Origin of the sequence: Stenotrophomonas sp. TWI377, from assembly GCF_039674525.1 — a bacterium.
In the GTDB taxonomy this organism is placed as follows: domain Bacteria; phylum Pseudomonadota; class Gammaproteobacteria; order Xanthomonadales; family Xanthomonadaceae; genus Stenotrophomonas.
Genome location: NZ_JBDJNT010000028.1, coordinates 1 through 20,559, shown reverse-complemented (window position 1 = coordinate 20,559; position 20,559 = coordinate 1). Strand labels below are relative to the sequence as shown.

The 20,559-nt window shown below is 64.8% G+C and carries 22 protein-coding genes; 13 read left to right on the top strand and 9 right to left on the bottom strand.

From position 1 onward, the window contains the following. The first annotated feature begins 2 nt into the window (after nt 1-2). The 4 genes from ctaD to ABE546_RS17380 are packed head-to-tail and all read left to right on the top strand — an operon-like array spanning nt 3 to nt 3,236. Entirely contained in the window at nt 3-1,613 is a 1,611-nt protein-coding gene (ctaD, locus tag ABE546_RS17395; RefSeq protein WP_019185997.1) for a cytochrome c oxidase subunit I, read from the top strand. An 8-nt stretch (nt 1,614-1,621) separates the two neighbouring features. Further along, nucleotides 1,622-1,756, top strand: a complete 135-nt coding sequence (locus ABE546_RS17390) for a hypothetical protein (protein ID WP_259462181.1) — start codon at nt 1,622-1,624, stop codon at nt 1,754-1,756. Next, nucleotides 1,753-2,340, top strand: a complete 588-nt coding sequence (locus tag ABE546_RS17385; RefSeq protein WP_121042251.1) for a cytochrome c oxidase assembly protein — start codon at nt 1,753-1,755, stop codon at nt 2,338-2,340. Before ABE546_RS17390 ends, ABE546_RS17385 begins: the two co-directional genes overlap by 4 nt. Before the next feature lie 20 nt (nt 2,341-2,360). Beyond that, nucleotides 2,361-3,236: a cytochrome c oxidase subunit 3 gene (locus tag ABE546_RS17380; RefSeq protein WP_152153731.1), complete on the top strand. Its 876-nt coding sequence runs from the start codon at nt 2,361-2,363 to the stop codon at nt 3,234-3,236. Nucleotides 3,237-3,276: 40 nt separating this feature from the next. On the opposite strand, the gene ABE546_RS17375 is transcribed toward ABE546_RS17380, so the two are convergent. Further along, nucleotides 3,277-3,495 carry a twin transmembrane helix small protein gene (locus ABE546_RS17375; RefSeq protein WP_019185993.1) on the bottom strand — a complete coding sequence of 73 codons (219 nt, stop codon included), beginning with the start codon at nt 3,493-3,495 and terminating at the stop codon, nt 3,277-3,279. 57 nt (nt 3,496-3,552) lie between these two features. On the opposite strand from ABE546_RS17375, the gene ABE546_RS17370 reads away from it, so the two are divergent. From ABE546_RS17370 to cyoE, 4 genes are read left to right on the top strand one after another with little or no spacing between them, the layout of a single operon-like run. Next, nucleotides 3,553-4,287, top strand: coding sequence for an SURF1 family protein (locus tag ABE546_RS17370; protein WP_346464582.1), 735 nt, complete (start codon nt 3,553-3,555; stop codon nt 4,285-4,287). Nucleotides 4,288-4,314: 27 nt separating this feature from the next. After that, entirely contained in the window at nt 4,315-4,890 is a 576-nt protein-coding gene (locus ABE546_RS17365; RefSeq protein ID WP_346464581.1) for a hypothetical protein, read from the top strand. Nucleotides 4,891-4,901: 11 nt separating this feature from the next. Then, on the top strand, nt 4,902-6,113 hold the full coding sequence (locus tag ABE546_RS17360; protein WP_313220124.1) for a COX15/CtaA family protein: 1,212 nt from the start codon (nt 4,902-4,904) through the stop codon (nt 6,111-6,113). A 4-nt stretch (nt 6,114-6,117) separates the two neighbouring features. Beyond that, on the top strand, nt 6,118-7,011 hold the full coding sequence (gene cyoE / locus ABE546_RS17355; RefSeq protein WP_346464580.1) for a heme o synthase: 894 nt from the start codon (nt 6,118-6,120) through the stop codon (nt 7,009-7,011). A gap of 182 nt (nt 7,012-7,193) precedes the next feature. Here the strand turns inward: cyoE and ABE546_RS17350 are convergent, their stop codons facing one another. The 6 genes from ABE546_RS17350 to ABE546_RS17325 all read right to left on the bottom strand — a co-directional run bounded on the left by ABE546_RS17350 (nt 7,194) and on the right by ABE546_RS17325 (nt 13,276). Further along, nucleotides 7,194-8,087, bottom strand: a complete 894-nt coding sequence (locus tag ABE546_RS17350; RefSeq protein ID WP_346464579.1) for a hypothetical protein — start codon at nt 8,085-8,087, stop codon at nt 7,194-7,196. Next, nucleotides 8,087-8,950, bottom strand: coding sequence for an ion channel (locus tag ABE546_RS17345; protein ID WP_346464578.1), 864 nt, complete (start codon nt 8,948-8,950; stop codon nt 8,087-8,089). The genes ABE546_RS17350 and ABE546_RS17345 overlap by 1 nt, the downstream gene beginning before the upstream one ends. A 45-nt stretch (nt 8,951-8,995) precedes the next feature. Next, entirely contained in the window at nt 8,996-9,961 is a 966-nt protein-coding gene (locus ABE546_RS17340; RefSeq protein WP_341986806.1) for a bile acid:sodium symporter family protein, read from the bottom strand. Between the two features lie 52 nt (nt 9,962-10,013). After that, nucleotides 10,014-10,484: a sulfur transferase domain-containing protein gene (locus ABE546_RS17335; protein WP_346464589.1), complete on the bottom strand. Its 471-nt coding sequence runs from the start codon at nt 10,482-10,484 to the stop codon at nt 10,014-10,016. Between the two features lie 74 nt (nt 10,485-10,558). Beyond that, nucleotides 10,559-12,289 (bottom strand): DNA primase, encoded by a 1,731-nt coding sequence (dnaG, locus tag ABE546_RS17330; RefSeq protein WP_346464577.1) that lies wholly within the window; start codon nt 12,287-12,289, stop codon nt 10,559-10,561. Between the two features lie 63 nt (nt 12,290-12,352). Next, nucleotides 12,353-13,276: a YihY/virulence factor BrkB family protein gene (locus ABE546_RS17325; RefSeq protein WP_346464576.1), complete on the bottom strand. Its 924-nt coding sequence runs from the start codon at nt 13,274-13,276 to the stop codon at nt 12,353-12,355. Between the two features lie 138 nt (nt 13,277-13,414). Between ABE546_RS17325 and ABE546_RS17320 the strand changes: the two genes are divergently transcribed. Beyond that, nucleotides 13,415-14,350 (top strand): hypothetical protein, encoded by a 936-nt coding sequence (locus ABE546_RS17320; RefSeq protein ID WP_313212964.1) that lies wholly within the window; start codon nt 13,415-13,417, stop codon nt 14,348-14,350. 67 nt (nt 14,351-14,417) lie between these two features. Here the strand turns inward: ABE546_RS17320 and ABE546_RS17315 are convergent, their stop codons facing one another. Further along, nucleotides 14,418-14,864, bottom strand: a complete 447-nt coding sequence (locus tag ABE546_RS17315; protein ID WP_313212965.1) for a GatB/YqeY domain-containing protein — start codon at nt 14,862-14,864, stop codon at nt 14,418-14,420. Between the two features lie 136 nt (nt 14,865-15,000). Continuing rightward, entirely contained in the window at nt 15,001-15,216 is a 216-nt protein-coding gene (gene rpsU / locus ABE546_RS17310; RefSeq protein ID WP_002808376.1) for a 30S ribosomal protein S21, read from the bottom strand. A gap of 167 nt (nt 15,217-15,383) precedes the next feature. On the opposite strand from rpsU, the gene tsaD reads away from it, so the two are divergent. The 4 genes from tsaD to ABE546_RS17290 all read left to right on the top strand — a co-directional run bounded on the left by tsaD (nt 15,384) and on the right by ABE546_RS17290 (nt 20,471). Continuing rightward, the gene (gene tsaD / locus ABE546_RS17305; protein ID WP_259262101.1) at nt 15,384-16,409 is read left to right on the top strand and encodes a tRNA (adenosine(37)-N6)-threonylcarbamoyltransferase complex transferase subunit TsaD; all 1,026 of its coding nucleotides are present in this window, start codon (nt 15,384-15,386) and stop codon (nt 16,407-16,409) included. Between the two features lie 80 nt (nt 16,410-16,489). Then, the gene (gene folB / locus ABE546_RS17300) at nt 16,490-16,858 is read left to right on the top strand and encodes a dihydroneopterin aldolase (protein ID WP_123731362.1); all 369 of its coding nucleotides are present in this window, start codon (nt 16,490-16,492) and stop codon (nt 16,856-16,858) included. 26 nt (nt 16,859-16,884) lie between these two features. After that, nucleotides 16,885-18,159 carry a mechanosensitive ion channel domain-containing protein gene (locus ABE546_RS17295; protein ID WP_313220118.1) on the top strand — a complete coding sequence of 425 codons (1,275 nt, stop codon included), beginning with the start codon at nt 16,885-16,887 and terminating at the stop codon, nt 18,157-18,159. A 137-nt stretch (nt 18,160-18,296) separates the two neighbouring features. Continuing rightward, nucleotides 18,297-20,471, top strand: coding sequence for a glycoside hydrolase family 3 N-terminal domain-containing protein (locus ABE546_RS17290; RefSeq protein ID WP_346464575.1), 2,175 nt, complete (start codon nt 18,297-18,299; stop codon nt 20,469-20,471). The last annotated feature ends 88 nt before the right edge of the window (nt 20,472-20,559 follow it).

Here is a 20,559-nt window from a genome sequence, read left to right as displayed (position 1 = left end):
CGATGGCGCATTCCGCAGTTGACCACGACGGGCATCACGGGCATCAGCAGGGGTTCTTCGAGCGTTGGTTCTTCTCGACCAACCACAAGGACATCGGCACGCTCTACCTGCTTTTCAGCTTCATCATGTTCATCATCGGTGCGGCGATGAGCGTGATCATCCGCGCTGAGCTGGCGCAACCGGGCCTGCAGTTCGTCAAGCCCGAGTTCTTCAACCAGATGACCACCGTGCATGCGCTGGTGATGATCTTCGGTGGCGTGATGCCGGCCTTCGTCGGCCTGGCCAACTGGATGATCCCGCTGCAGATCGGCGCGCCGGACATGGCGCTGCCGCGCATGAACAACTGGTCGTTCTGGCTGCTGCCGGTGGCCTTCAGCCTGCTGCTGCTGACCCTGTTCCTGCCCGGCGGTGCACCGGCCGGTGGCTGGACGCTGTACCCGCCGCTGTCGCTGCAGGGTGGCTACAACGTGGCCTTCAGCGTGTTCGCCATCCACGTGGCCGGCATCAGCTCGATCATGGGCGCGATCAACATCATCGCCACCGTGCTCAACATGCGTGCGCCCGGCATCGATCTGCTGAAGATGCCGATCTTCTGCTGGGCCTGGCTGATCACCGCCTTCCTGCTGATCGCGGTGATGCCGGTGCTGGCCGGTGCGGTGACGATGCTGCTCACCGACAAGTTCTTCGGCACCAGCTTCTTCAACGCCGCCGGTGGCGGTGACCCGGTGATGTACCAGCACATCTTCTGGTTCTTCGGGCACCCGGAGGTCTACATCATGATCCTGCCGGCGTTCGGCGTGGTCAGCGAGATCATCCCCACCTTCAGCCGCAAGCCGCTGTTCGGTTACCAGGCCATGGTCTACGCGATCGCCGCGATCGCCTTCCTGTCCTTCATCGTATGGGCCCACCACATGTTCACCGTGGGCATGCCGCTGGGCGGCGAGATCTACTTCATGTTCGCCACGATGCTCATCTCCATCCCGACCGGGGTGAAGGTGTTCAACTGGGTCAGCACCATGTGGCGCGGCTCGCTCACCTTTGAAGCGCCGATGCTGTGGGCGGTGGCCTTCGTGATCCTGTTCACCATCGGCGGGTTCTCCGGCCTGATGCTGGCGATCGTGGTGGCCGATTTCCAATACCACGACACTTACTTCGTGGTCGCCCATTTCCACTACGTACTGGTCACAGGTGCGGTGTTCGGGTTGATCGCCGCGGTGTATTACTGGTGGCCGAAATGGACCGGCCGCATGTACAGCGAGACCTGGGCCAAGGTGCACTTCTGGTGGTCGATCGTGTTCGTGAACCTGCTGTTCTTCCCGCAGCACTTCCTCGGCCTGGCCGGCATGCCGCGACGCATCCCGGATTACAGCGTGGCCTTCGCGGACTGGAACCTGATCAGCTCGATCGGCGCGTTCGGCATGTTCGTCACGCCCTTCATGATGGCCGCGATCCTGTGGCACTCGCTGCGTCACGGCGCGAAGGCCGCCGACCGCTGCTGGGAAGGCGCACGGGGCCTGGAGTGGACGATTCCCTCGCCCGCACCGGCGCATACCTTCACCACGCCGCCGACCATCCGTCCGGGTGATCTGGCCCATGACGACATCACCCATTGAGGCCGCTCATGACCAGCACAACCCGCACGCCGGATGAGCAGGCCCTGCAACGTCGCCGCGCGCATCGCACCGCGTGGGCGGTCGGGATCGTCGCGCTGATGGTCTATGGCGGCTTCATCCTCAGCGGGGTGATCGGGCGATGAGCGATCCGCGCCCGGCACCCGCGCGTCATGCGGGCCTGCCCCGCCTGATCGGGGTGGCGCTGGCGGTGTTCGTGCTGACCTTCTCGCTGGTGCCGCTGTACCGCATCGCCTGCGAGAAGGTGTTCGGTGTGCGCCTGGAGCGTGGCCCCGGCGCGGCGGCAGGCACTGCAGCCGCCACCGGCAAGCGCACGGTGCGGGTGGAGTTCGATGGCGGCGTGAATTCCAAGTTGCCGTGGGCGTTCCATCCCGAACAGCTGACGATGGACGTGGTGCCCGGCGAGCTCAACGAGGCGCTCTATTACGCGCGTAACGACAGCGATCGCGCGCTGGTCGGCAGCGCCGTGCCGTCGGTGGCACCGGCCAAGGCATCGGGCTACTTCAGCAAGACCGAATGCTTCTGCTTCACCGCGCAGACCCTGCAGGCCGGCGAGAAACGCGACATGCCGGTGCGCTTCATCGTCGATCCCGACCTGCCGGCCAACATCACCACGATCACCCTGTCCTACACCTTCTACAAGAACGACGCCTTGTCCGCGCAGCTGGCTCCGGCCAGCCTGCCGACCGGCGCGCGTGCAGCTCCCTGATCCGGACCGGACCCAAGACCATGGCCCAGCAAAGCCCCGATGCGAACGTGTACTTCGTGCCCACGCACAGCAAATGGCCGTTCATCGGTTCCATTGCGATGATGGTGACCATGGTCGGCGTGGCCAGCTGGCTCAACGATTCCGGCTGGGGCAAGTGGACCTTCTACGCCGGCATCGCGATGCTGGTGCTGACCCTGTTCTGGTGGTTCAGCGACGTGGTGCGCGAATCGCAGGCCGGCAGCTACAACCGCCAGGTGGATGGCTCGTTCCGGATGGGGATGGTGTGGTTCATCTTCTCCGAAGTGATGTTCTTCGGCGCGTTCTTCGGGGCGCTGTTCTACACCCGCAACCTGGGCCTGCCGTGGCTGGGCGGCGCGGGCGACGGCGTGATGACCAATGAGCTGCTGTGGGACGGCTATTCGGCGGCGTGGCCGACCAATGGCCCGGGTGCGATCGGCGGCCATTTCCAGACCATCCCGGCCTGGGGCCTGCCGCTGATCAATACGCTGATCCTGCTCACCTCCGGCGTCACCCTCACCATCGCGCACCACGCGCTCAAGGCCGGTCACCGCCGCCAACTCCTGGTCTGGCTGGGCATCACCGTGCTGCTCGGCGTGGGCTTCCTCACCCTGCAGGCGGAGGAGTACATCCACGCCTACAAGGAACTCAACCTCACCCTGGGTTCGGGCATCTACGGCTCGACCTTCTTCATGCTCACTGGTTTCCACGGCGTGCACGTGCTGCTGGGCACGGTCATGTTGGCGGTGATGTGGCTGCGCTCGTCGAAGGGGCATTTCACCCGCGACAACCACTTCGGTTTCGAAGCGGCCGCGTGGTACTGGCACTTCGTCGACGTGGTGTGGCTGATGCTGTTCCTGTTCGTGTACGTGCTGTAGCGTCGGTGCGACCTCCTGCCGCATCGACGCCGGTGCGGCCTCAGCCGCCGATGCCGTGGGGCTTGATCCAACCGCTGTAGATGCCGATGACCACCAGCACGATCAGCGCCACCGATACCGCGATGCGGCGGGTGAGGGCATTGACGGTGCGCTTGGTCTGGCCGCGATCGACCAGCAGGTAATACAGCCCGGCGCCCAGATTCCAGACGATGACGATCAGAAACGCGATTACCAGCAGGGTCTTCAACGAATCATTCATGCGCGGCTCGATGGCGTGGCGGGTGCGCCTATATCACCGCGTTTTGCCGGCGTTGTCATGATGCGCAAGCACACACGCCTGATCGGCTGGATTGCCGCGGTGCTGGTCATCCTCGCGTTCTGCCAGCTGGGCCGCTGGCAACTGCAGCGCATGCACGACAAAGAGGCGTTGCTGGCCCAGCAGGTGCCCGCCCGCGCGCAGTCGCTCACGCTGCGCCAGGCCCAGGCCGCCCCGCCGCTGCTGCGCTGGGTGGACGACCACGGCCGCGTCCTGCCGGGCACGATCCTGCTCGACAACCAGACCCGCGAAGGCCGCGCCGGCCTCAAGGTGTATCAGCCGTTCCAGAGTGATGAAGGCGTACGCGTGCTGGTCGATCTGGGCTGGCTGCCGATGCCGCCGGATCGTGTCATCCCATCGATCACACCGCTTACCGGCCATACGGCCATCCGCGGCCTGCTGGCGCCGTCACCGGCCACCGGGCTGGCCCTGGGGCCGGCGCTGTCGCCCGCGCCACAGCCGCACGTGTGGCTGGCCAGCCGGATGCCACCTGACGACATGGCGCGCGCGCTGTCGCTGCCGCCGGGCAGCCTTGGCGCGCGCGTGCTGCGGTTGGATCCGGCGCTGCCAGGCGGCTACGCGCGCGATCTGGAGCTGCTCCCCAATACCCTGCCGCCCAGTCGCCATCTGGGCTACGCCGTGCAATGGTTCGGACTGGCGTTGACCGTGCTGGTGGTCGCGCTGGTCCTGGAATTCCGTCGCCATCGCCGCCGGCGTGGCACTCCCCGGCGCTGACCGGCTCAACATGAGAAAATGCCGCCCATGAATGCCACTTCCCCGGCCCGGCTGCCGTCCCGTTCACGCGGCCGCTGGACCCTGATCGCGTTGTTCGGCGTGTTCTTCGGCGCCATGGCGCTGGCGGGCGTGCTGCGCTTCTCCGGCTGGCAGCCGACCTCGCACCGGAATACCGGGGAGTTGCTGCAGCCGCCGGCCGATCTGCGCGCGCTGCCGCCCACCTTGGCCAATGGTCAGCCATACCCGTGGAACCCCAACGATCGCACCTGGCGGATCCTGGTGGCCCCGTCTGCCAGCTGTACCAGCGAGTGCGTCACTTTGTCGCAGGGATTGGGCAAGGTGTGGCAGCTGTTCGGCCATAACGCCGATAATGTCGAGATCCTGTGGCTGGGCACGCCGCCGGCCGAGGTCCAGGGCATGCCCGCACTGCGCGCGCTGCGCGCCCAACCGGACCTGCGTGCTGCGTTGCCCGCCGTGGATGACGCCGCCGGCACGCCTGTGTATGTGATCGATCCCAATGGATTCGTGATCATGCGGTACGCGCCGGGATTCGATATGGCCGGTCTGCGCAAAGACCTGGCCACGCTGCTGAAACTGAAGTGAGTTCCGTTTAGATGAGCCTCTCCGCACGCCCGGTGCTGCACCGCAATTTCCACCGTCTGGCGTGGTTTGCGCTGATCATGACCGCCAGTACGATCATGTTCGGTTCGTTCGTGCGTCTGTCCGATGCGGGCCTGAGCTGCCCGGACTGGCCGACCTGCTATGGCCGTGTCACCTGGCCGCAGCACGCCGAGGAAGTGATCGGCCACGAGGCCGCCAAGATCCGCCCGCTGGAAACGCACAAGGCGTGGCGCGAGCAGGTGCACCGTTTCCTGGCCGGTGCACTCGGCATCGAGATCCTCACCCTGGCGCTGCTGGCCACGCGCCGCCGTCGCTGGGGCAGCACCGCGGTGATCACCGCCTGTGTGCTGGTGGCGACCGGCATACCGCTGTACATGATGGGGATGCACGTCCCCGCGAGCATCATCGCCTTGATCGGCGAGGCGATCCTGCTGATCGCCGCACTGCGCTGGACCAACATCGACCTGGCCCGCGCCGCATTGCTGACGCTGGCGGTGGTGATCTTCCAGGCGCTGCTCGGCATGTGGACGGTCACCTGGCTGCTCAAGCCGATCGTGGTGATGGGCCATCTGCTCGGCGGCATGCTGATGTTCGGCCTGCTGGTGTGGATGGCGTGGCGTGCCACGCACATGCCGATCACCCTGGCCGAAGCGCCCAAGCTGAAGTGGCTGATCCGCGCCGGCGTGGCCGTGCTGGTCGCACAGATCGCCCTCGGCGGCTGGGTCAGCGCCAACTACGCCGCACTCGCCTGCGGTGGCGGCAGCGCCTCGCTAGACAACTTCCCGCGCTGCGTCAGCCAGTGGTGGCCGACGCATGACTTCAAGGAAGGCTTCACCCTGTGGCGCGGCATCGGCGTGGATTACGAAGGCGGGGTGCTCGATGGCGCCTCGCGCATTGCCATCCAGATGGCGCACCGCATGATGGCGATCGTGGTCGCCGTGTACCTGCTGTGGCTGTCGGTGCGCCTGTTCCGACTGCCGAGCATGCGCGGCTGGGCGAGCGCCCTGGGTCTGCTGGTGGTGCTGCAGATCACCCTGGGCATCCTCAACGTGAAGCTGGCGGTGCCGCTGGAAGTGGCCGTCGCGCACAGCGGGGGCGCCGTGGCGCTGCTGTTCGTGCTGGTGACGTTGCTGGCGCGCCTGCGCGCGCCGGATGCCGAGGGCGGCAAGGCCAGCGCGGCCTCCCCTGCCGTGCAGGCGGGCTGACGGCATGGCCAGTTACCGTCAGTACTGGGATCTGACCAAGCCCAAGGTCGTCGCGCTGATCGTGTTCACCGCGCTCGTCGGCATGTTCCTGGCCATCCCCGGGGTGCCGACCGCGCAGCAGGCGCTGGACGGCGCACTCGGCTTCCTCGGCATCTGGCTGGCCGCCTCGGCTGCTGCGGCGATCAACCAGCTGCTGGATGCGCGCATCGATGCACAGATGGCGCGCACCTCGTGGCGCCCGCTGGTGGTGGGCAAGGTCAAGCCGTGGCAGGTGCTGGTGTTCGCCGGCCTGCTGATCGCGCTGTCGATGACGATCCTGGTGGTCTGGGTCAACGTGATCACTGCCGTGCTGACCTTCGCCTCGCTGATCGGGTACGCGGTGATCTACACCGTGTACCTCAAGCGCGCGACCTCGCAGAACATCGTCATCGGCGGCCTCGCCGGCGCCACCCCGCCGATGCTCGGCTGGGCGGCGATCACCGGCATGCAGGGCCCATGGGACTGGGCCTACGCGTCGCTGCTGGTGCTGATCATCTTCATCTGGACCCCGCCGCACTTCTGGGCGTTGGCGATCTTCCGCCGCGAGGATTACGCCAAGGCGGAAATCCCGATGCTGCCGGTGACCCATGGTGTGGCGTACACCCGCAAGTCGATCATGGTCTATTCGATCGCCCTGGCCATCGTCAGCCTCCTGCCGGTCGTGTTCGGCATGAGCGGCATGTTCTACCTCGGCGGTGCGATCGTGCTCAACGCGGTCTTCCTCTGGTACGCCTGGCGCATGCTGAATCCGCCGGATGAACTGTTCTCGATGAAGATGTTCGGCTACTCCATCGTCTACCTGATGGCGCTGTTCGCCTTCCTGATGGTGGACCACTGGATGCTGCCCTGGTTGCAGTGATTCCCAAGCGGCTACCTACGGGATGATGGAAGGCAACAAGGGGCCTCTCGATTGATGGCCCGCACTGAGCTGGCACATCAAATGCCCACCTCCGACAGCGCCGCACCTCAGGGAATCGCAGCGCAGATCATCGTTGTGCGAGAGATTGGCACAGTCGACAAGAATTTAGGTGCTGTGGATCATCAAGTATCTGCAATCTCGCTTGGATGCCGGCCATTAGATGACGTTTGCCCTACCATTTTCGAGAGTTCGTGAATAAGCATAGGTGTGCGGTGCGCTTGGCAAGATCTATATTTGTTCGGCGCTGATATCATTCTCTTCATTTGAGCGCTCAGCTGCTTTGTGCCGTCGATCTTGGCGATCAAGTCCAGATACTCTAAGACTCTCAAAACCTCATAGTTTGAAGAGAATTTTCTTTGCCTGACGCTACTTTCAAAGCTCTCAGTGGGTAGCTGAAGCTGGAAAATTTCTGCGGCCAGGCATCGCCACCGTGTAATTAAGCTCGTTGCATGAACTGATGCTTTTTCGCCTTTGCGAAATCTTGACTTCTCTAGCCTCAAGCCACGCATCACTTCAAGCGCTTCCGACTTAGTAGCATCATCAAGAGGTAGGGTTTTAATTAGCTCGTTGAGGCCGAAGACTGCAAGCCCTAATTGGGCAGAGTTTTTGATCAGAATGTCTCGGGAAATGCAGTAGACGAAATCAGACTGCCACCCGTGGAGTTCTTGGCGCGGAACTGGAGATAGTGAGTAGCGCAACGCATCCTTGCACTTGGCAATCTCAGCTGCTGATGGACTAACGAATGGGGCCTCTTGCAAGAATATCTTAAAACTAGCCTGATCGTCCCAAATTATTCTGGCCTCATGCTTCAAATGTTGCACGAAAAGTGAACCCTTTTTCGCCATAAATGAAATTTGGCTAGGGGAGAGTGTGGAGCAGCTATAGCCAATGCTGGAAAACTGGCGAGCAATCTTTGCTCTACTCCAAGAGCCGTCCATTATTATCAATAGGTCGCGATCACTATGCTCGTCGGACTCATTTCTGGATGTTGAGCCAAATTCAGCAATTGCCTTCATTAATCACGCCTCATAATTCTGCCAGCGACTTCAGTTAAAGCCATAGTGAAGAATAGGGGGCCAAGCAATGCCTCCAGAGAAACCACGAGTCTCCCAATTTCGGTCTTTGGCGTCACGTCCCCAAAGCCAACGGTGCTTACAGTTACGCAGGTGAAATATAATGCTTGTAGAAAAGTTGAAACTTGGCCTTGGCCGAATATCTCATTTCTAAAAATGAAGTTTATTAAAACCGCGGCCGATGTTAGTAGGGAGAATGCCGCAAGAATTCGCCAGGTTTTTTGCCCGTATCCCGATATGGCGTCGTGAAGCATGCTTTGACTATATAGTACGGTCTTCCATAAACTAAAATTCTTTCTAATCTCTCGTGCTATCTGGTTCCTTTCGGCCACTCGCATTCTATAGAGGCTGTTTCTCGCGTAGGATGGTTGACTTGTAGCGAGAGAGTTTCTGTAGAGCGCGTGGAACCAGCCAATGGCAATATTGCTATCGCTTCTTAAGTCAAAGTTGTTTTTAAATTGTTCAGGATCAATTAGGCACTCACTTGCTTTTGCCTTATACATATTGCACGCAGTGAACGAGCAGTCTGTGAATTCACAATTGATGAACTCAGTCCCTATGAATAAGCAGTCGATGAAATCGCAGTTTGTAAAGGACACGCCCTTAACTATTGTCTTCGACAGCGATGATCTCTGAATGGTCGCTTCTTTGATCCTGCGTAACGCTGGGGTACTGGGATCAAATTCCTGTGGGTAATAGAGGAATTCCTTCCATCCGTGGTCTTTGATGTGTGAAAGCAGTGCTTCTTCGGACTCTAATCGTCGGCCTTCAATATTGAAGTTTGCTGCGCTTCGTTTACTTCCCATGCGATCCAGGTCCTTGATCTGATGGTTGAACTATAGAGGAGCAGCTTAATCACGCGCATAGCGCTGCGCGATCATCGCGCAGACGATCAACTGGATCTGGTGGTAGATCATGATCGGCAGCACGATCGCACCGAGGCTGCCGCCGGCGAACAGCACCTTGGCGATCGGCACGCCGGTGGCCAGGCTCTTCTTCGAGCCGCAGAACAGGATGGTGATCTCGTCTTCGCGGTTGAAGCCCAGCCGGCGTGCGATGAAGCGGATCAGCGGCATCGCGATGCCGAGTAGTACCGCCGCCACCACGGCCACGCTGAGCAGCGACAACAGCGGCGTCTTGCTCCACAGCCCTTCGCTGACCGCTTCGCCAAAGGCGGAGTAGACCACCAGCAGGATCGTGCCCTGGTCGGTATAGCGCAGCAGCGCGCGCTGCTTCTCTACCCAGCGGGCGATCCACGGGCGCAGCAGATGGCCGGCCACGAACGGCACCAGCAACTGCAGCATGATGCTGACGATGGCCTGGCCGGGGTTGTGCATGCCGCCTTCGGTGCCGGCCAGCAGGGCCAGCAGCAGCGGGGTCAGGAACACGCCGAGGATGCTCGACAGCGAGGCGCTGCACACCGCCGCCGGGACGTTGCCACGGGCAATCGAGGTGAACGCGATCGAGGACTGCACAGTGGACGGCAGCGCGCACAGGAACAGCACGCCGATGTACAGCTCGGGCGTGAGCAGCCAGCCATCCAGCGGTTTGAACATCAGGCCCAGCAGCGGGAACATCACGAAGGTGCAGGCCAGGATGGTCAGGTGCAGGCGCCAGTGCAGCAGGCCGGCGACGATCGACTCTCGTGGCAGGCGCGCGCCGTGCAGGAAGAACAGCGCGGCAATGGCGACGTCGGTGACATCGTCGAGCACCATCGCGGCGGCGCCATGCATCGGCAGGAAGGACGCCAGCAGCACGGTGCAGAGCAGGGCGAGGGTGAAGTTGTCCGGTCGCAGGCGCGACCACCAGCGGGTCATGGTGGGCAGGCTCCTGTAGAGCAGGGAAGTAAGCGGGGGAAGAAGAGCAGGGTCAACGCGCGGCGTCCTGCTCCAGCAGGGCACGGGTCGGTGCTTCCAGCGAGGTCATGCCGGCCTCGCGGCCGAACTGCAGGGCCTGGTCCACCGAGGCACCGTCACGCGCCTGCAGCAGTGCCAGCAGCGCACCGGCGCGATTGCCGGAGGCGCAGTGCAGCAGCACCGGGCCTTGGCTCTGCGCCAGCGCGGTACGCAGGGCCTGCGCATTGGCGTCGGTCAGGCCGGCGGCACCGGCGACCGGGATGCGCACATAGCGCAGCCCCAGGCGTTCGGCCGCGGCGGTTTCATCGAAGCCGCGCGCTTCGTCAGGCTGGCGTAGGTCGATCACGGTGGTGATCCCGGCCGCGGCGGCCTGCTGTAGCTTAGCGGCGCTGGGTTGTCCGGCGGTGTACAGCTGCGGCCGTGGCTGCGCGAAGGGCAGCTCCGCGGCCCAGGCGGGCGTGCATGGCGCCAGCAGTGCGGCGATGACGCCAGCGCGGAGCCAGCGGAGGATCGATGCAGCGGGGTTCGCGAGGTGGGATGCCACGGCGGCTCCGTTGGTCAGAAGCGGAGGGTGCTGCGCGCCTTGAGCAGTTCGCGCAGCTCGTACTTGTCAGTATCGTCCAGACCCTGCTGGCTCTGCTTTGCCTGAAGCTCATCCAGACGTTGCATCAGCAGCTGTTTTTCCAGCTGGGCCACTGCGTCATGCAGTTCCTGGGTCCACATCGCCTCATCACCAGGCAGGGTCTGCGCGGCCAGCTTGTGCAGCGATTCCTGTTCCTCGCGGCCTTCGAAGTGCTCCAGCAGCGCGCCGGTGCTGATGTCCGGGCGCTGCTCGACCAGGGTCAGCAGTTCGGTCAGCAGTTCGATGCCGGGCAGGCGCAGGCCGGTGAAGTGATGGCCTTCCAGGGTCATCGCCAGCGAGGGCTGCTGCAGCAGGATCGCGATGGCCGCGCGCACCAGGCTGCGGCGCTGTGCCGGTGCCACCGCGCGCTGCGGTTGGCGTGAGGGCTGCGCGGACGCACTGGGCTTGGCGCCCAAGCCGGTCAGCGTGGTCAGCTGCTGCTTCATCAGGTCGCCGAAGGCGCCATCGGGAATCTGCGCCAGCATCGGCTTGGCCCGTTCGGCCAGGCGTGCCTTGCCGTCGAGCGTGCCCATGTTGACCTCACGGGTGAGCTCGTCGAAGAAGAACTGCGACAGCGGCGTGGCCTGCTGCAGCCGGGCATCGAAGCCCTCGCGGCCTTCCTTGCGCACGATGGTGTCCGGGTCTTCGCCATCGGGCAGGAACAGGAAGAAGGCCTGGCGGCCGTCCTTCATGCGCGGCAGCACCGACTCCAGCGCACGCCAGCCGGCGCGACGGCCGGCGGCATCGCCATCGAAGCAGAAGAACACGTCCGGCGCGTTGCGGAACAGCAGCTCGGCGTGGTCCGGCGTGGTCGCCGTGCCCAGTGTCGCCACCGCCTGGGTGACGCCGAACTGGAACAGCGAGACCACGTCCATGTAGCCCTCGACCACGATCAGCCGCTCGATCTTCTGGTTGGCCTGGCGCACCTGCCACAGGCCGTACAGCTCGCGGCCCTTGTGGAACAGCGCGGTCTCGGGCGAGTTGAGGTACTTCGGGCCGTCGTCTTTCTCCATCACCCGGCCGCCGTACGCGATCACGCGCCCACGGCGGTCGAAGATCGGGAACATGACCCGGTCGCGGAACTTGTCGTAGACGTGGCCGCGGTCGTTCTTGGAAAACAGGCCGGCGCGGTCGAGCAGCTTCATGCGCCGCTCGTCCTTGCCCAGTGCGTCCTTCAACGCGCTGTAGCCGTCCGGCGCGTAACCGATGGCGAAGCGCTCGCGGTTCTCCTCATCGACGCCGCGCTGGTCCAGGTAGGCGCGTGCCTTGTCGCTGCCTTTCAGCGCGGTCTGGAAGAAGCGCGTGGCCGCGTCCAGCGCCGAGTACAGATCGCGGCTGTCGTCCTGCTGCTGGGCGGTGCGCGGCTGGGTATCGCGCGGCACTTCCATGCCCACGCGCTTGGCCAGCTCATCGACCGCGTCGAGAAACTCGAGGCGGTCGTAATTCATCAGGAAGCTGATCGCCGTGCCATGCGCGCCGCAGCCGAAGCAGTGATAGAACTGCTTGGTCGGTGAGACCGTGAACGAGGCCGAGCGCTCGTCATGGAAGGGGCAGCGCGCGGCGTATTCCTTGCCCTGGCGCTTCAGCGGCACGCGACTGCCCACCACCTCGACGATGTCGGAGCGGGCCAGCAGGTCGTCGATGAATGCGTCGGGGATACGGGCCATGGGCAGCAGGCGGGGGCATGGCCGGTCACGGCCACGCGCGGAAGCGGGGGTACCGCTAGTCTACTAGCTGCCGGCCGTTTCGCCCGGTTTCGGTGGCTCCACCCCAGCCTCGGCGAGCACGGCATGGGCGCGCAGGCGCTCATCGATCACCGAGGTCATCAGTGCACCGACGAAGAACACCACCGTGGCGTAGTAGATCCACACCAGCGAGATCACCAGGGCGCCCATCGAGCCATACGCGCTGCCCGGTGCGACGGTGGCGATGTACAGGCCGATGCCATAGCGGCCCAGTGCGAACAGGGCCGAGGTGATCGCACCGCCGATGAAGGCCTGGCGCCACGCCACGCGGCGGTCGGGCAGGTAGTGGTAAAGGAAGGCGAAGCCCACGGTGTACAGCGCCAGGCTGGTCAGATAGCCGATCGCCGGCAGCACCGAGGGCAGGTGCGCGAACACGACCTGCAGCATCGTGGTGGCGGTCATCGAGAGGATCAGCAGGAAGCCCAGCGCCAGCACCACGCCGAACGAAAACACCCGCTTGCGCAACCAGGCCACGATGCCATCCAGGCGCTCGCCGCTGGTGTTGAAGATCAGGTTCAGGGCGTTCTGCAGCTGGGCGAACACCGCCGTGGCACCAATGAACAGCAGCAGGGTGCTCCATACGCCGGCCAGCGTGCCGATGTCCGGCTGGTTGTTGGCGTTGCTCAGCACGGTCTCCGCCACCGAGGCGGCGCTGGTGCCGGCCACATCATTGATCTGGCCCAGCAACGCCTGCTGCGCCGGGGGGTACAGCGAGGCGGTCAGCCACAGCAGCAGCACCAGCAGCGGCGCCATCGAGAGCAGGGCGTAGAAGGCCAGCGCAGCGGCCTGGGTCATCACGTCCGCATCGATGAAGCGGCGCAGCAGCACGGCGGGGAAGCTCTGCTCCAGCCGCGCCATGTGCTTGCGGATCCTGGAGAGGGAGTGGCTCGGCGGGTGCATGGACGGCATCAGGTCGGAAGCGAGGCCCCCGTTCTAGCAAATCGACGGATTGCACCGGGTGAAGTGGTCCGGTCACGTCAGGATCTTGACGGATATCGCGCTATCCTTTTGCCCGGTTTTCCACCTTCACAGCAGAAAGGACGCTTCATGAAAGGAATGGTCTACACGACGATGGCGCTGTTGGCGGCCGCAGGTCCGGCGATGGCTTCCGGGGCCTGCGACAAGGCTTTCAAGACGGTAGGGGATGCGCGCAACGGTGCGCTGTACATGGCCGATGTCACGGTGCCGGGCCTGAAGGTGCAGAGCGCACTGGACCAGCTGCGCAAGATCGGCGGCGATGACAAGTTCGAAGTCGCCGGGCAGCTGGTGGAGGGCGATACCGGCGACCAGTACCTGATCCAGCGCACAGGGCTGCGCGTCCCGTTGGTCCTGGTGGGCACCGCCGATCGCACCGGTCGCGTCACCCTGGCGACCAAGCTGGCCCGGGGTCAGTCGGTCGAGCCGGCGGCGGCCAAGCAGTCCATGTGCGGAATGCTGGACAAGCTCAAGGCGGGCAGCCAGGGCGACGCGGTCGCCGCCGCGGGGCGCACCCAGTACCCGATGCCGGCCGTCGAGGCGGTGGCAGCGCCGGATCTGTCCAAGATGATGGGCAAGGAAGTCAAAGACACGATGGCGTTGTACCGCAGTGCCGGTGCCTTCAAGGATCTGATGCTGGGCACCAACACCAACAAGGAAGACAAGGGCGATCGCTCGGCCACGTTCCTGCCGCTGTACGCGAAGTACGTGGGGCGGCGCTATCAGATCGACGGCCAGATCTATACGGTCAACTCCAACCGGTATTCGACCAAGCCCGGTGACATCGGCTCGATCAATTACCTGGTCACGCCGACCCGCGGCCTGCTGCGCGTCCGCCAGAACGACACCTTCAACAACAACAACTACACCATCCGCTGTGAATTCGCGTCGGATCAGGCCGCCAACTTCACCATGCTGCGCGAGCGCGACTGGGCCAAGTTGGAAGGCGAGATCAGTTCGATCGAGGAAAGCTCGATGACGCTGCGCAACTGCCGCCAGGCCTCGTAACAACGGACCTGCTGAAACGGAAAAGGCCCGCGAGAGCGGGCCTTTTCACTGCGGCGTGGCGGCGGGATCAGCCGGCCAGCTGCTGCTTGACCAGCTTGGACACCAGGCCCATGTCGGCCTGACCGGCCAGGCGCGGCTTGAGCGCACCCATCAGCTTGCCGATGTCGGCCGGGGTGGCCGCGCCGGTTTCGGCGATGGCGGCCTGGATGGCGGCCACGATCTCGGCCTCGCCCAGCTTGGCCGGCAGGTACTGGTCGATCACCACGATTTCCTCGCGCTCGATCACGGCCAGGTCTTCGCGGTTGGCGGCTTCGAACTGGGTGACCGAGTCCTTGCGCTGCTTGACCATCTTTTCCAGCACGGCGAGCACGGCGGCGTCGTCCAGCTCGATGCGCTCGTCGACTTCGCGCTGCTTGATCGCGGCGTTCATCAGGCGGATCACGCCCAGGCGGTGCTTCTCGCCGGCCTTCATGGCGGCCTTCATGTCATCGGTGAGCTGCTGCTTCAGGCTCATGGGAACACCTCGTGTCGGTGGAAAAGGAAAGCGGGGCGCCGAAGCGCTGGAACGCAAAAAGCCGGTAACGCTCGCGCGTTCCGGCTTCGGCTCCGTCACGACAGGCCAAGGCCTGCCGTATCGAAGTTGCGTCCGATCAGTACAGGCGCTGACGCTTGGTAACGTCGCGCGACGAACGGCGCAGCTGACGCTTCACAGCAGCGGCAGCCTTACGCTTACGCTCCTGGGTCGGCTTTTCATAGAACTCGCGCTTGCGGGTTTCGGCCAGCACGCCGGCCTTTTCGCAGGTGCGCTTGAAGCGACGGAGCGCAAACTCGAAGGGCTCGTTCTCGCGGACTTTAACGCTGGGCATGGAATCTCCGGGACACAGTAGAACCGGGTCACGCCCGGTGAGAGCCGCACATTATAGCGGCGAGAAAAGAAGTTGCAACCCACCCCGGCGAACTTCTTGGCCACGGGTGATGCAGAGACAGGCCAGCGTACGTCTGCCGGGGCCTGAAGAGGTCCATAATACCCGTTATGCGAGTCCTTGGTATCGAATCTTCCTGCGATGAGACCGGCGTGGCGGTGTATGACACCTCCCTGTCCGGGATCGACGCCCTGCGCGCCCATGCGGTCTACAGCCAGATCGCCCTCCACGCTGAATACGGCGGGGTGGTGCCCGAGCTGGCCAGCCGTGACCACGTGCGCAAACTGCTGCCGCTGATCCGGCAGACCCTGGCCGAGGCCGACATGACCGTGGCCGACATCGACGGGGTGGCCTATACGGCCGGCCCCGGGCTGGTTGGCGCGCTGCTGGTGGGGGCGGGCGTGGCCCGTTCGCTGGCCTGGGCGCTGGAGGTGCCGGCGGTCGGTGTACATCATATGGAAGGCCACTTGCTGGCCCCGCTGATGGAAGACGACCCGCCGCAGGCGCCCTTCGTGGCCCTGCTGGTGTCCGGTGGGCATACCCAGTTGGTCGCCGTGGACCGGATCGGCCAGTACCGCCTGCTCGGCGAGACCCTGGACGACGCCGCCGGCGAGGCCTTCGACAAGACCGCCAAGCTGATGGGCCTGCCGTACCCCGGTGGCCCACAGCTGGCCGCCCTGGCCGAGCGCGGCACGCCGGGCCGGTTCAAGTTCACCCGCCCGATGACCGATCGCCCCGGGCTGGATTTCAGCTTCTCCGGGTTGAAGACCCAGGTCCTGCTGGCCTGGCGCGACAGCGACCAGAGCGAGCAGACCCGCGCCGACATCGCGCGCGGCTTTGAAGATGCCGTGGTCGACACCCTGGCGATCAAGTGCGAACGCGCGCTGGATGCGGCGGGCACCGATGTGATCGTGGTGGCCGGCGGGGTAGGGGCCAACAAGCGCCTGCGCGCCAAGCTGCAGCAGATGGCCGCCCGCCGCGGTGGCCGCGCCTGCTTCCCGCGCCCGGCGCTGTGCACCGACAACGGCGCGATGATCGCCTTCGCCGGCGCGCTGCGTCTGGAAGCGGGCCAGCACACGCCGCCGCAGGTGCAGGTGACGCCGCGCTGGGACATGGCGACGCTGCCGGCGGTGTAGGGCGCGCCCACTCACCCCGGTTCCCGGCACATTCCGGACAGCCCCGTTACCATGGTCGCCATCTTCCACGTGGCATGGCTATGGACAAGGTATTCATCGAAGGGCTCGAGATCGATGCCCTGATCGGGATCTACGATTGGGAACGGCGGATCCGCCAGACCCTGCGTTTCGATCTGGACATGGGCTTCGACAACCGCCGCCCGGCGGCCAGCGACGACATCGCCGATACCCTCAATTACAAAGCCGTGAGCAAGCGCATCGAGCAGTTCGTGCGTGACTCGGATTACGGCCTGGTCGAAACCCTGGCCGAGCGCATCGCCGAGATCGTGCTGCGTGAATTCAACGTGCAATGGCTGCGCCTGAAGCTCAGCAAGCCCGGCGCGGTACGCGGCGCGCGCGCGGTCGGCGTGATCATCGAGCGCAGCGCGCAGGACCTGGCAACGCCCTGATACCCCTGATAGGAGAGCGATACACGATGTTGGATGCGGTAGTGGCAACCCGATGGCTGGACAGTGTCCAGCGGACCCTCGAGCCCTGGCCCTGGGCCTACACCCTGCTGGTGCTGGCAGCGCTGGCCCTGGCGGCCTGGCTGGCCAACTTCGTCACCAAGAAGATCCTGCTGCGCGGCCTGCGCAAGCTGGTCAACCGCTTGCCTGGCCACAGCGCGGGCAATGAAGGCGGCAACAACCTGCGGGTGATCTCGCGGCTGTCCAACGTGGTGCCGAGCATGGTCATCGCCGCCGGCATCCGGATCGTGCCGGACCTGCCGCCGGAGCTGGTGGAGTTCGTGATCGGGGCGTGCCGGGCGTGGGCGGTGCTGACCGTGGCGTTGGCCGTCTCGCATGCGCTGGACGCCGCCAACGATCTGTACGAGCGCCGCCCGGACGCGCGCAACAAGCCGATCAAGGGCTACCTGCAGGTCGTGAAGATCGTTGTCTTCGTGATCGCCGGCCTGTCGATCGTGGCGACCCTGCTGGGGGTGAAGCTCGGCCCGCTGGTCACCGGCCTCGGCGCAGCCACCGCGGTACTCATGCTGATCTTCCAGGACACCATCCTGTCGCTGGTGGCCAGCGTGCAGATCAGCGGCGATGGCCGGGTGCGGCTGGGCGACTGGATCGAGATGCCCAGCCAGAACGCCGATGGCGACGTGATCGACATCGCCCTGCATACCATCACCGTGCAGAACTTCGACAAGACCATCACCACCATCCCGACCAAGAAGCTGGTGACCGAGTCGTTCAAGAACTGGCGCGGCATGCAGGAAGCGGGCGGGCGCCGGATCAAGCGCTCGTTGTATCTGGACCAGCACAGCGTCGGCTTCGTCGATGCGCCGATGCTGGCCGAGCTGGAGCAGTTCGCGGTGCTGGGCGATTACCTGCGCGGCAAGCAGGCCGAGCTGCAGCAGTACAACGCCGAACTCCAGGCCAAAGGCGTGGCGGCCGTCAATGCGCGCCGGGTCACCAACCTGGGTACCTTCCGGGCCTACGTGGAGCGCTACCTGCAGCACCATCCGGGCATCCATACGGAGATGACCCTGCTGGTACGGCAGCTGCAGCCCACTACCCAAGGCCTGCCGCTGGAGATCTACTGCTTCACGCGCAGCACGGCGTGGGGTGAGTACGAGGGGGTGCAGTCGGACGTGTTCGATCACCTGCTGGCGATCCTTCCGGCCTTCGGGCTGCGGGTTTTCCAGGAATCCAGCGACGCCATGTTGATGGCGGGGCAGCAGCGCCTGGCCGCCGCGGAGTAAGCTCCTGTGCCTCCGTCGCCGCCTGCGCGGCGGCGGGGGTCTCCCTCCGGGGAAGAAAAATGAACGCAAAAGTCATTCACAACGGCTTCGGGAACGCTAGAATCCCGGGCTTGTAAACGTTTTCATAAGGACAGCCGGTGGCCGCCGATCGTATCGAAACCCTCATTGCCCAGATGACCGTCGAAGAAAAAGTCGGCCAGCTGGGTGTGTTCGCCGACATGGTCCGCCCGTTCGCGCCGGATGTGAATCCGGAAGCCAACGTCAGCAACGCCGACCAGGTGCTGCAGCAGGTGCGCGAGGGCAAGGTGGGCTCGCTGTTCAATGGCGTCGGCGTGGAAGCCGGCCGCCGCATCCAGCAGGTCGCGCTGGAAGAAAGCCGCCTGAAGATCCCGGTGATCCTGGCTGCGGACGTGATCCATGGCATGCGCACCGTGTTCCCGATCCCGCTGGGCGAGGCCGCCAGCTTCGAGCCGGACCTGGCTGAGCGCACCGCCCGTGCCACCGCGGTGGAAGCCACCGCCGCCGGCCTGCACTGGACCTACGCACCGGCCGTGGATATCGCCCGCGACCAGCGCTGGGGCCGGGGTGCCGAGGGCGCCGGTGAAGACGTGGTGCTGGGCTGTGCGTTCGCCGCCGCCCGTGTGCGCGGCTTCCAGGGCCCGGACCTGCGTGCCGACGATGCCCTGCTGGCCACCCCGAAGCATTTCGCCGCCTACGGCGCGGTGATGGCCGGCATGGAATACAACATGGTCGACATCTCCCCGCAGACCCTGCGCGACGTCCACCTGCCGCCGTTCAAGGCCGCCTTCGAAGCCGGCGCCCTGACCGTGATGTCCTCCTTCAACGACATCAACGGCGTGCCGGCCAGCGCCAACGCCGAGCTGCTGACCGACATCCTGCGCGGGGAGTGGAACTTCCCGGGCGTGGTGATCTCCGATTACACCGCCGACATGGAGCTGGTCGCGCACGGCTACGCTGCCGATGACCGCGACGCGACCGCCAAGGCCTTCACCGCCGGCCTGGACCTGAGCATGCAGAGCGGCTTCTACGCCGAGCACCTGCCGGGCCTGATCGAGAGCGGCGAAGTGCCGATGGCCACGCTGGACGAATCGGTACGCCGCATCCTGCGCCTGAAGGAGGCGATCGGGCTGTTCGACGATCCGTACCGCTCGCTGGATCTGGCGCGTGAAGCGGACACCTCGCACATCGCCGCGCATGACGAACTCTCGCGCGATGCCGCGCGCCGCTCGATCGTGCTGCTGAAGAACGCCGAGTCGGTGCTGCCGCTGAAGAAGGCCGGGCAGAAGATCGCGCTGATCGGGCCGTTCGTGAAGGACCGCGAGAACATCGAAGGCTGCTGGACGCTGTTCGGCGACAAGTCGCGCTACGTCACCCTGGAAGCCGGCGTCCGCGCGGCGATCAGCGATGAAGCGCTGCTGGAGATCGTGCCGGGCTGCGATCTGGAAGCGGCCGTGCAGGATGGCATCGAACAGGCCGTGGCCGCCGCGCTGCGTGCCGACGTGGTGGTGCTCGCCCTGGGCGAACCGCAGCGGTACAGCGGTGAAGCACAGTCGCGCGTGGAGATCACCCTGCCGCCCGCGCAGCAGGCATTGGCTGAAGCGGTGGCGATGACCGGCAAGCCGCTGGTGGTGCTGCTGCGCAACGGTCGCGCGCTGGCCCTGCAGGGCGCCGTGCGCAATGCGCATGCCGTGGCGATCACCTGGTACCTCGGCACCCAGACCGGGCACGCCGTGGCCGATGTGCTGTTCGGTGACTACAACCCGTCCGGCCGCCTGCCGGTCAGCTTCCCGCAGGTCTCCGGCCAGCAGCCGTACTTCTACAACCACGCGCGTACCGGTCGCCCGGAACTGCCGACCATGTCCGAGTTCAAGGCACGTTGGCGCGAGATTCCGAACGAGCCGGCGTACGCCTTCGGCCACGGCATCGGCTACACCACGTTCGCCTATGGTGTGCCGCAGCTGAGCAGTGCGCAGCTGGGCTGGGACGACACCCTGACCATCACCACGACGCTGACCAATACCGGTGCGGTCGCGGGTGAGGAAGTGGTGCAGCTGTACATCCACGATCGTGTGGCCAGCCGCGTGCGGCCGGTGCGCGAGCTGAAGGGCTTCGACAAGATCGCCCTGCAGCCGGGTGAGAGCACCGAGGTGCAGTTCACGCTGGACCGCCATGCGCTGGGCTTCACCGGTCGCGATGGCGTGTTCCGCGCCGAGCCGGGTCAGTTCGAGCTGTGGGTGTGCGCATCGTCGATCAGCGGCGAGCCGGTGATCTTCGAGCTGCTGGCTGCCTGAGGCGGCATCGCCTCACCAGTAGTGCCGGCCGCTGGCCGGCAACGCTGAACGATGATGGCATCCCGGGGCGCCGGCCAGCGGCCGGCAC

Bases quoted from the DNA above. Each gene is read 5' to 3' on its own strand.
- ctaD (WP_019185997.1), top strand. From the start codon at position 3: ATGGCGCATTCCGCAGTTGACCACGACGGGCATCACGGGCATCAGCAG.
- ABE546_RS17390 (WP_259462181.1), top strand. From the start codon at position 1,622: ATGACCAGCACAACCCGCACGCCGGATGAGCAGGCCCTGCAACGTCGC.
- ABE546_RS17385 (WP_121042251.1), top strand. From the start codon at position 1,753: ATGAGCGATCCGCGCCCGGCACCCGCGCGTCATGCGGGCCTGCCCCGC.
- ABE546_RS17380 (WP_152153731.1), top strand. From the start codon at position 2,361: ATGGCCCAGCAAAGCCCCGATGCGAACGTGTACTTCGTGCCCACGCAC.
- ABE546_RS17375 (WP_019185993.1), bottom strand. From the start codon at position 3,495: ATGAATGATTCGTTGAAGACCCTGCTGGTAATCGCGTTTCTGATCGTC.
- ABE546_RS17370 (WP_346464582.1), top strand. From the start codon at position 3,553: ATGATGCGCAAGCACACACGCCTGATCGGCTGGATTGCCGCGGTGCTG.
- ABE546_RS17365 (WP_346464581.1), top strand. From the start codon at position 4,315: ATGAATGCCACTTCCCCGGCCCGGCTGCCGTCCCGTTCACGCGGCCGC.
- ABE546_RS17360 (WP_313220124.1), top strand. From the start codon at position 4,902: ATGAGCCTCTCCGCACGCCCGGTGCTGCACCGCAATTTCCACCGTCTG.
- cyoE (WP_346464580.1), top strand. From the start codon at position 6,118: ATGGCCAGTTACCGTCAGTACTGGGATCTGACCAAGCCCAAGGTCGTC.
- ABE546_RS17350 (WP_346464579.1), bottom strand. From the start codon at position 8,087: ATGAAGGCAATTGCTGAATTTGGCTCAACATCCAGAAATGAGTCCGAC.
- ABE546_RS17345 (WP_346464578.1), bottom strand. From the start codon at position 8,950: ATGGGAAGTAAACGAAGCGCAGCAAACTTCAATATTGAAGGCCGACGA.
- ABE546_RS17340 (WP_341986806.1), bottom strand. From the start codon at position 9,961: ATGACCCGCTGGTGGTCGCGCCTGCGACCGGACAACTTCACCCTCGCC.
- dnaG (WP_346464577.1), bottom strand. From the start codon at position 12,289: ATGGCCCGTATCCCCGACGCATTCATCGACGACCTGCTGGCCCGCTCC.
- ABE546_RS17325 (WP_346464576.1), bottom strand. From the start codon at position 13,276: ATGCCGTCCATGCACCCGCCGAGCCACTCCCTCTCCAGGATCCGCAAG.
- ABE546_RS17320 (WP_313212964.1), top strand. From the start codon at position 13,415: ATGAAAGGAATGGTCTACACGACGATGGCGCTGTTGGCGGCCGCAGGT.
- ABE546_RS17315 (WP_313212965.1), bottom strand. From the start codon at position 14,864: ATGAGCCTGAAGCAGCAGCTCACCGATGACATGAAGGCCGCCATGAAG.
- rpsU (WP_002808376.1), bottom strand. From the start codon at position 15,216: ATGCCCAGCGTTAAAGTCCGCGAGAACGAGCCCTTCGAGTTTGCGCTC.
- tsaD (WP_259262101.1), top strand. From the start codon at position 15,384: ATGCGAGTCCTTGGTATCGAATCTTCCTGCGATGAGACCGGCGTGGCG.
- folB (WP_123731362.1), top strand. From the start codon at position 16,490: ATGGACAAGGTATTCATCGAAGGGCTCGAGATCGATGCCCTGATCGGG.
- ABE546_RS17295 (WP_313220118.1), top strand. From the start codon at position 16,885: ATGTTGGATGCGGTAGTGGCAACCCGATGGCTGGACAGTGTCCAGCGG.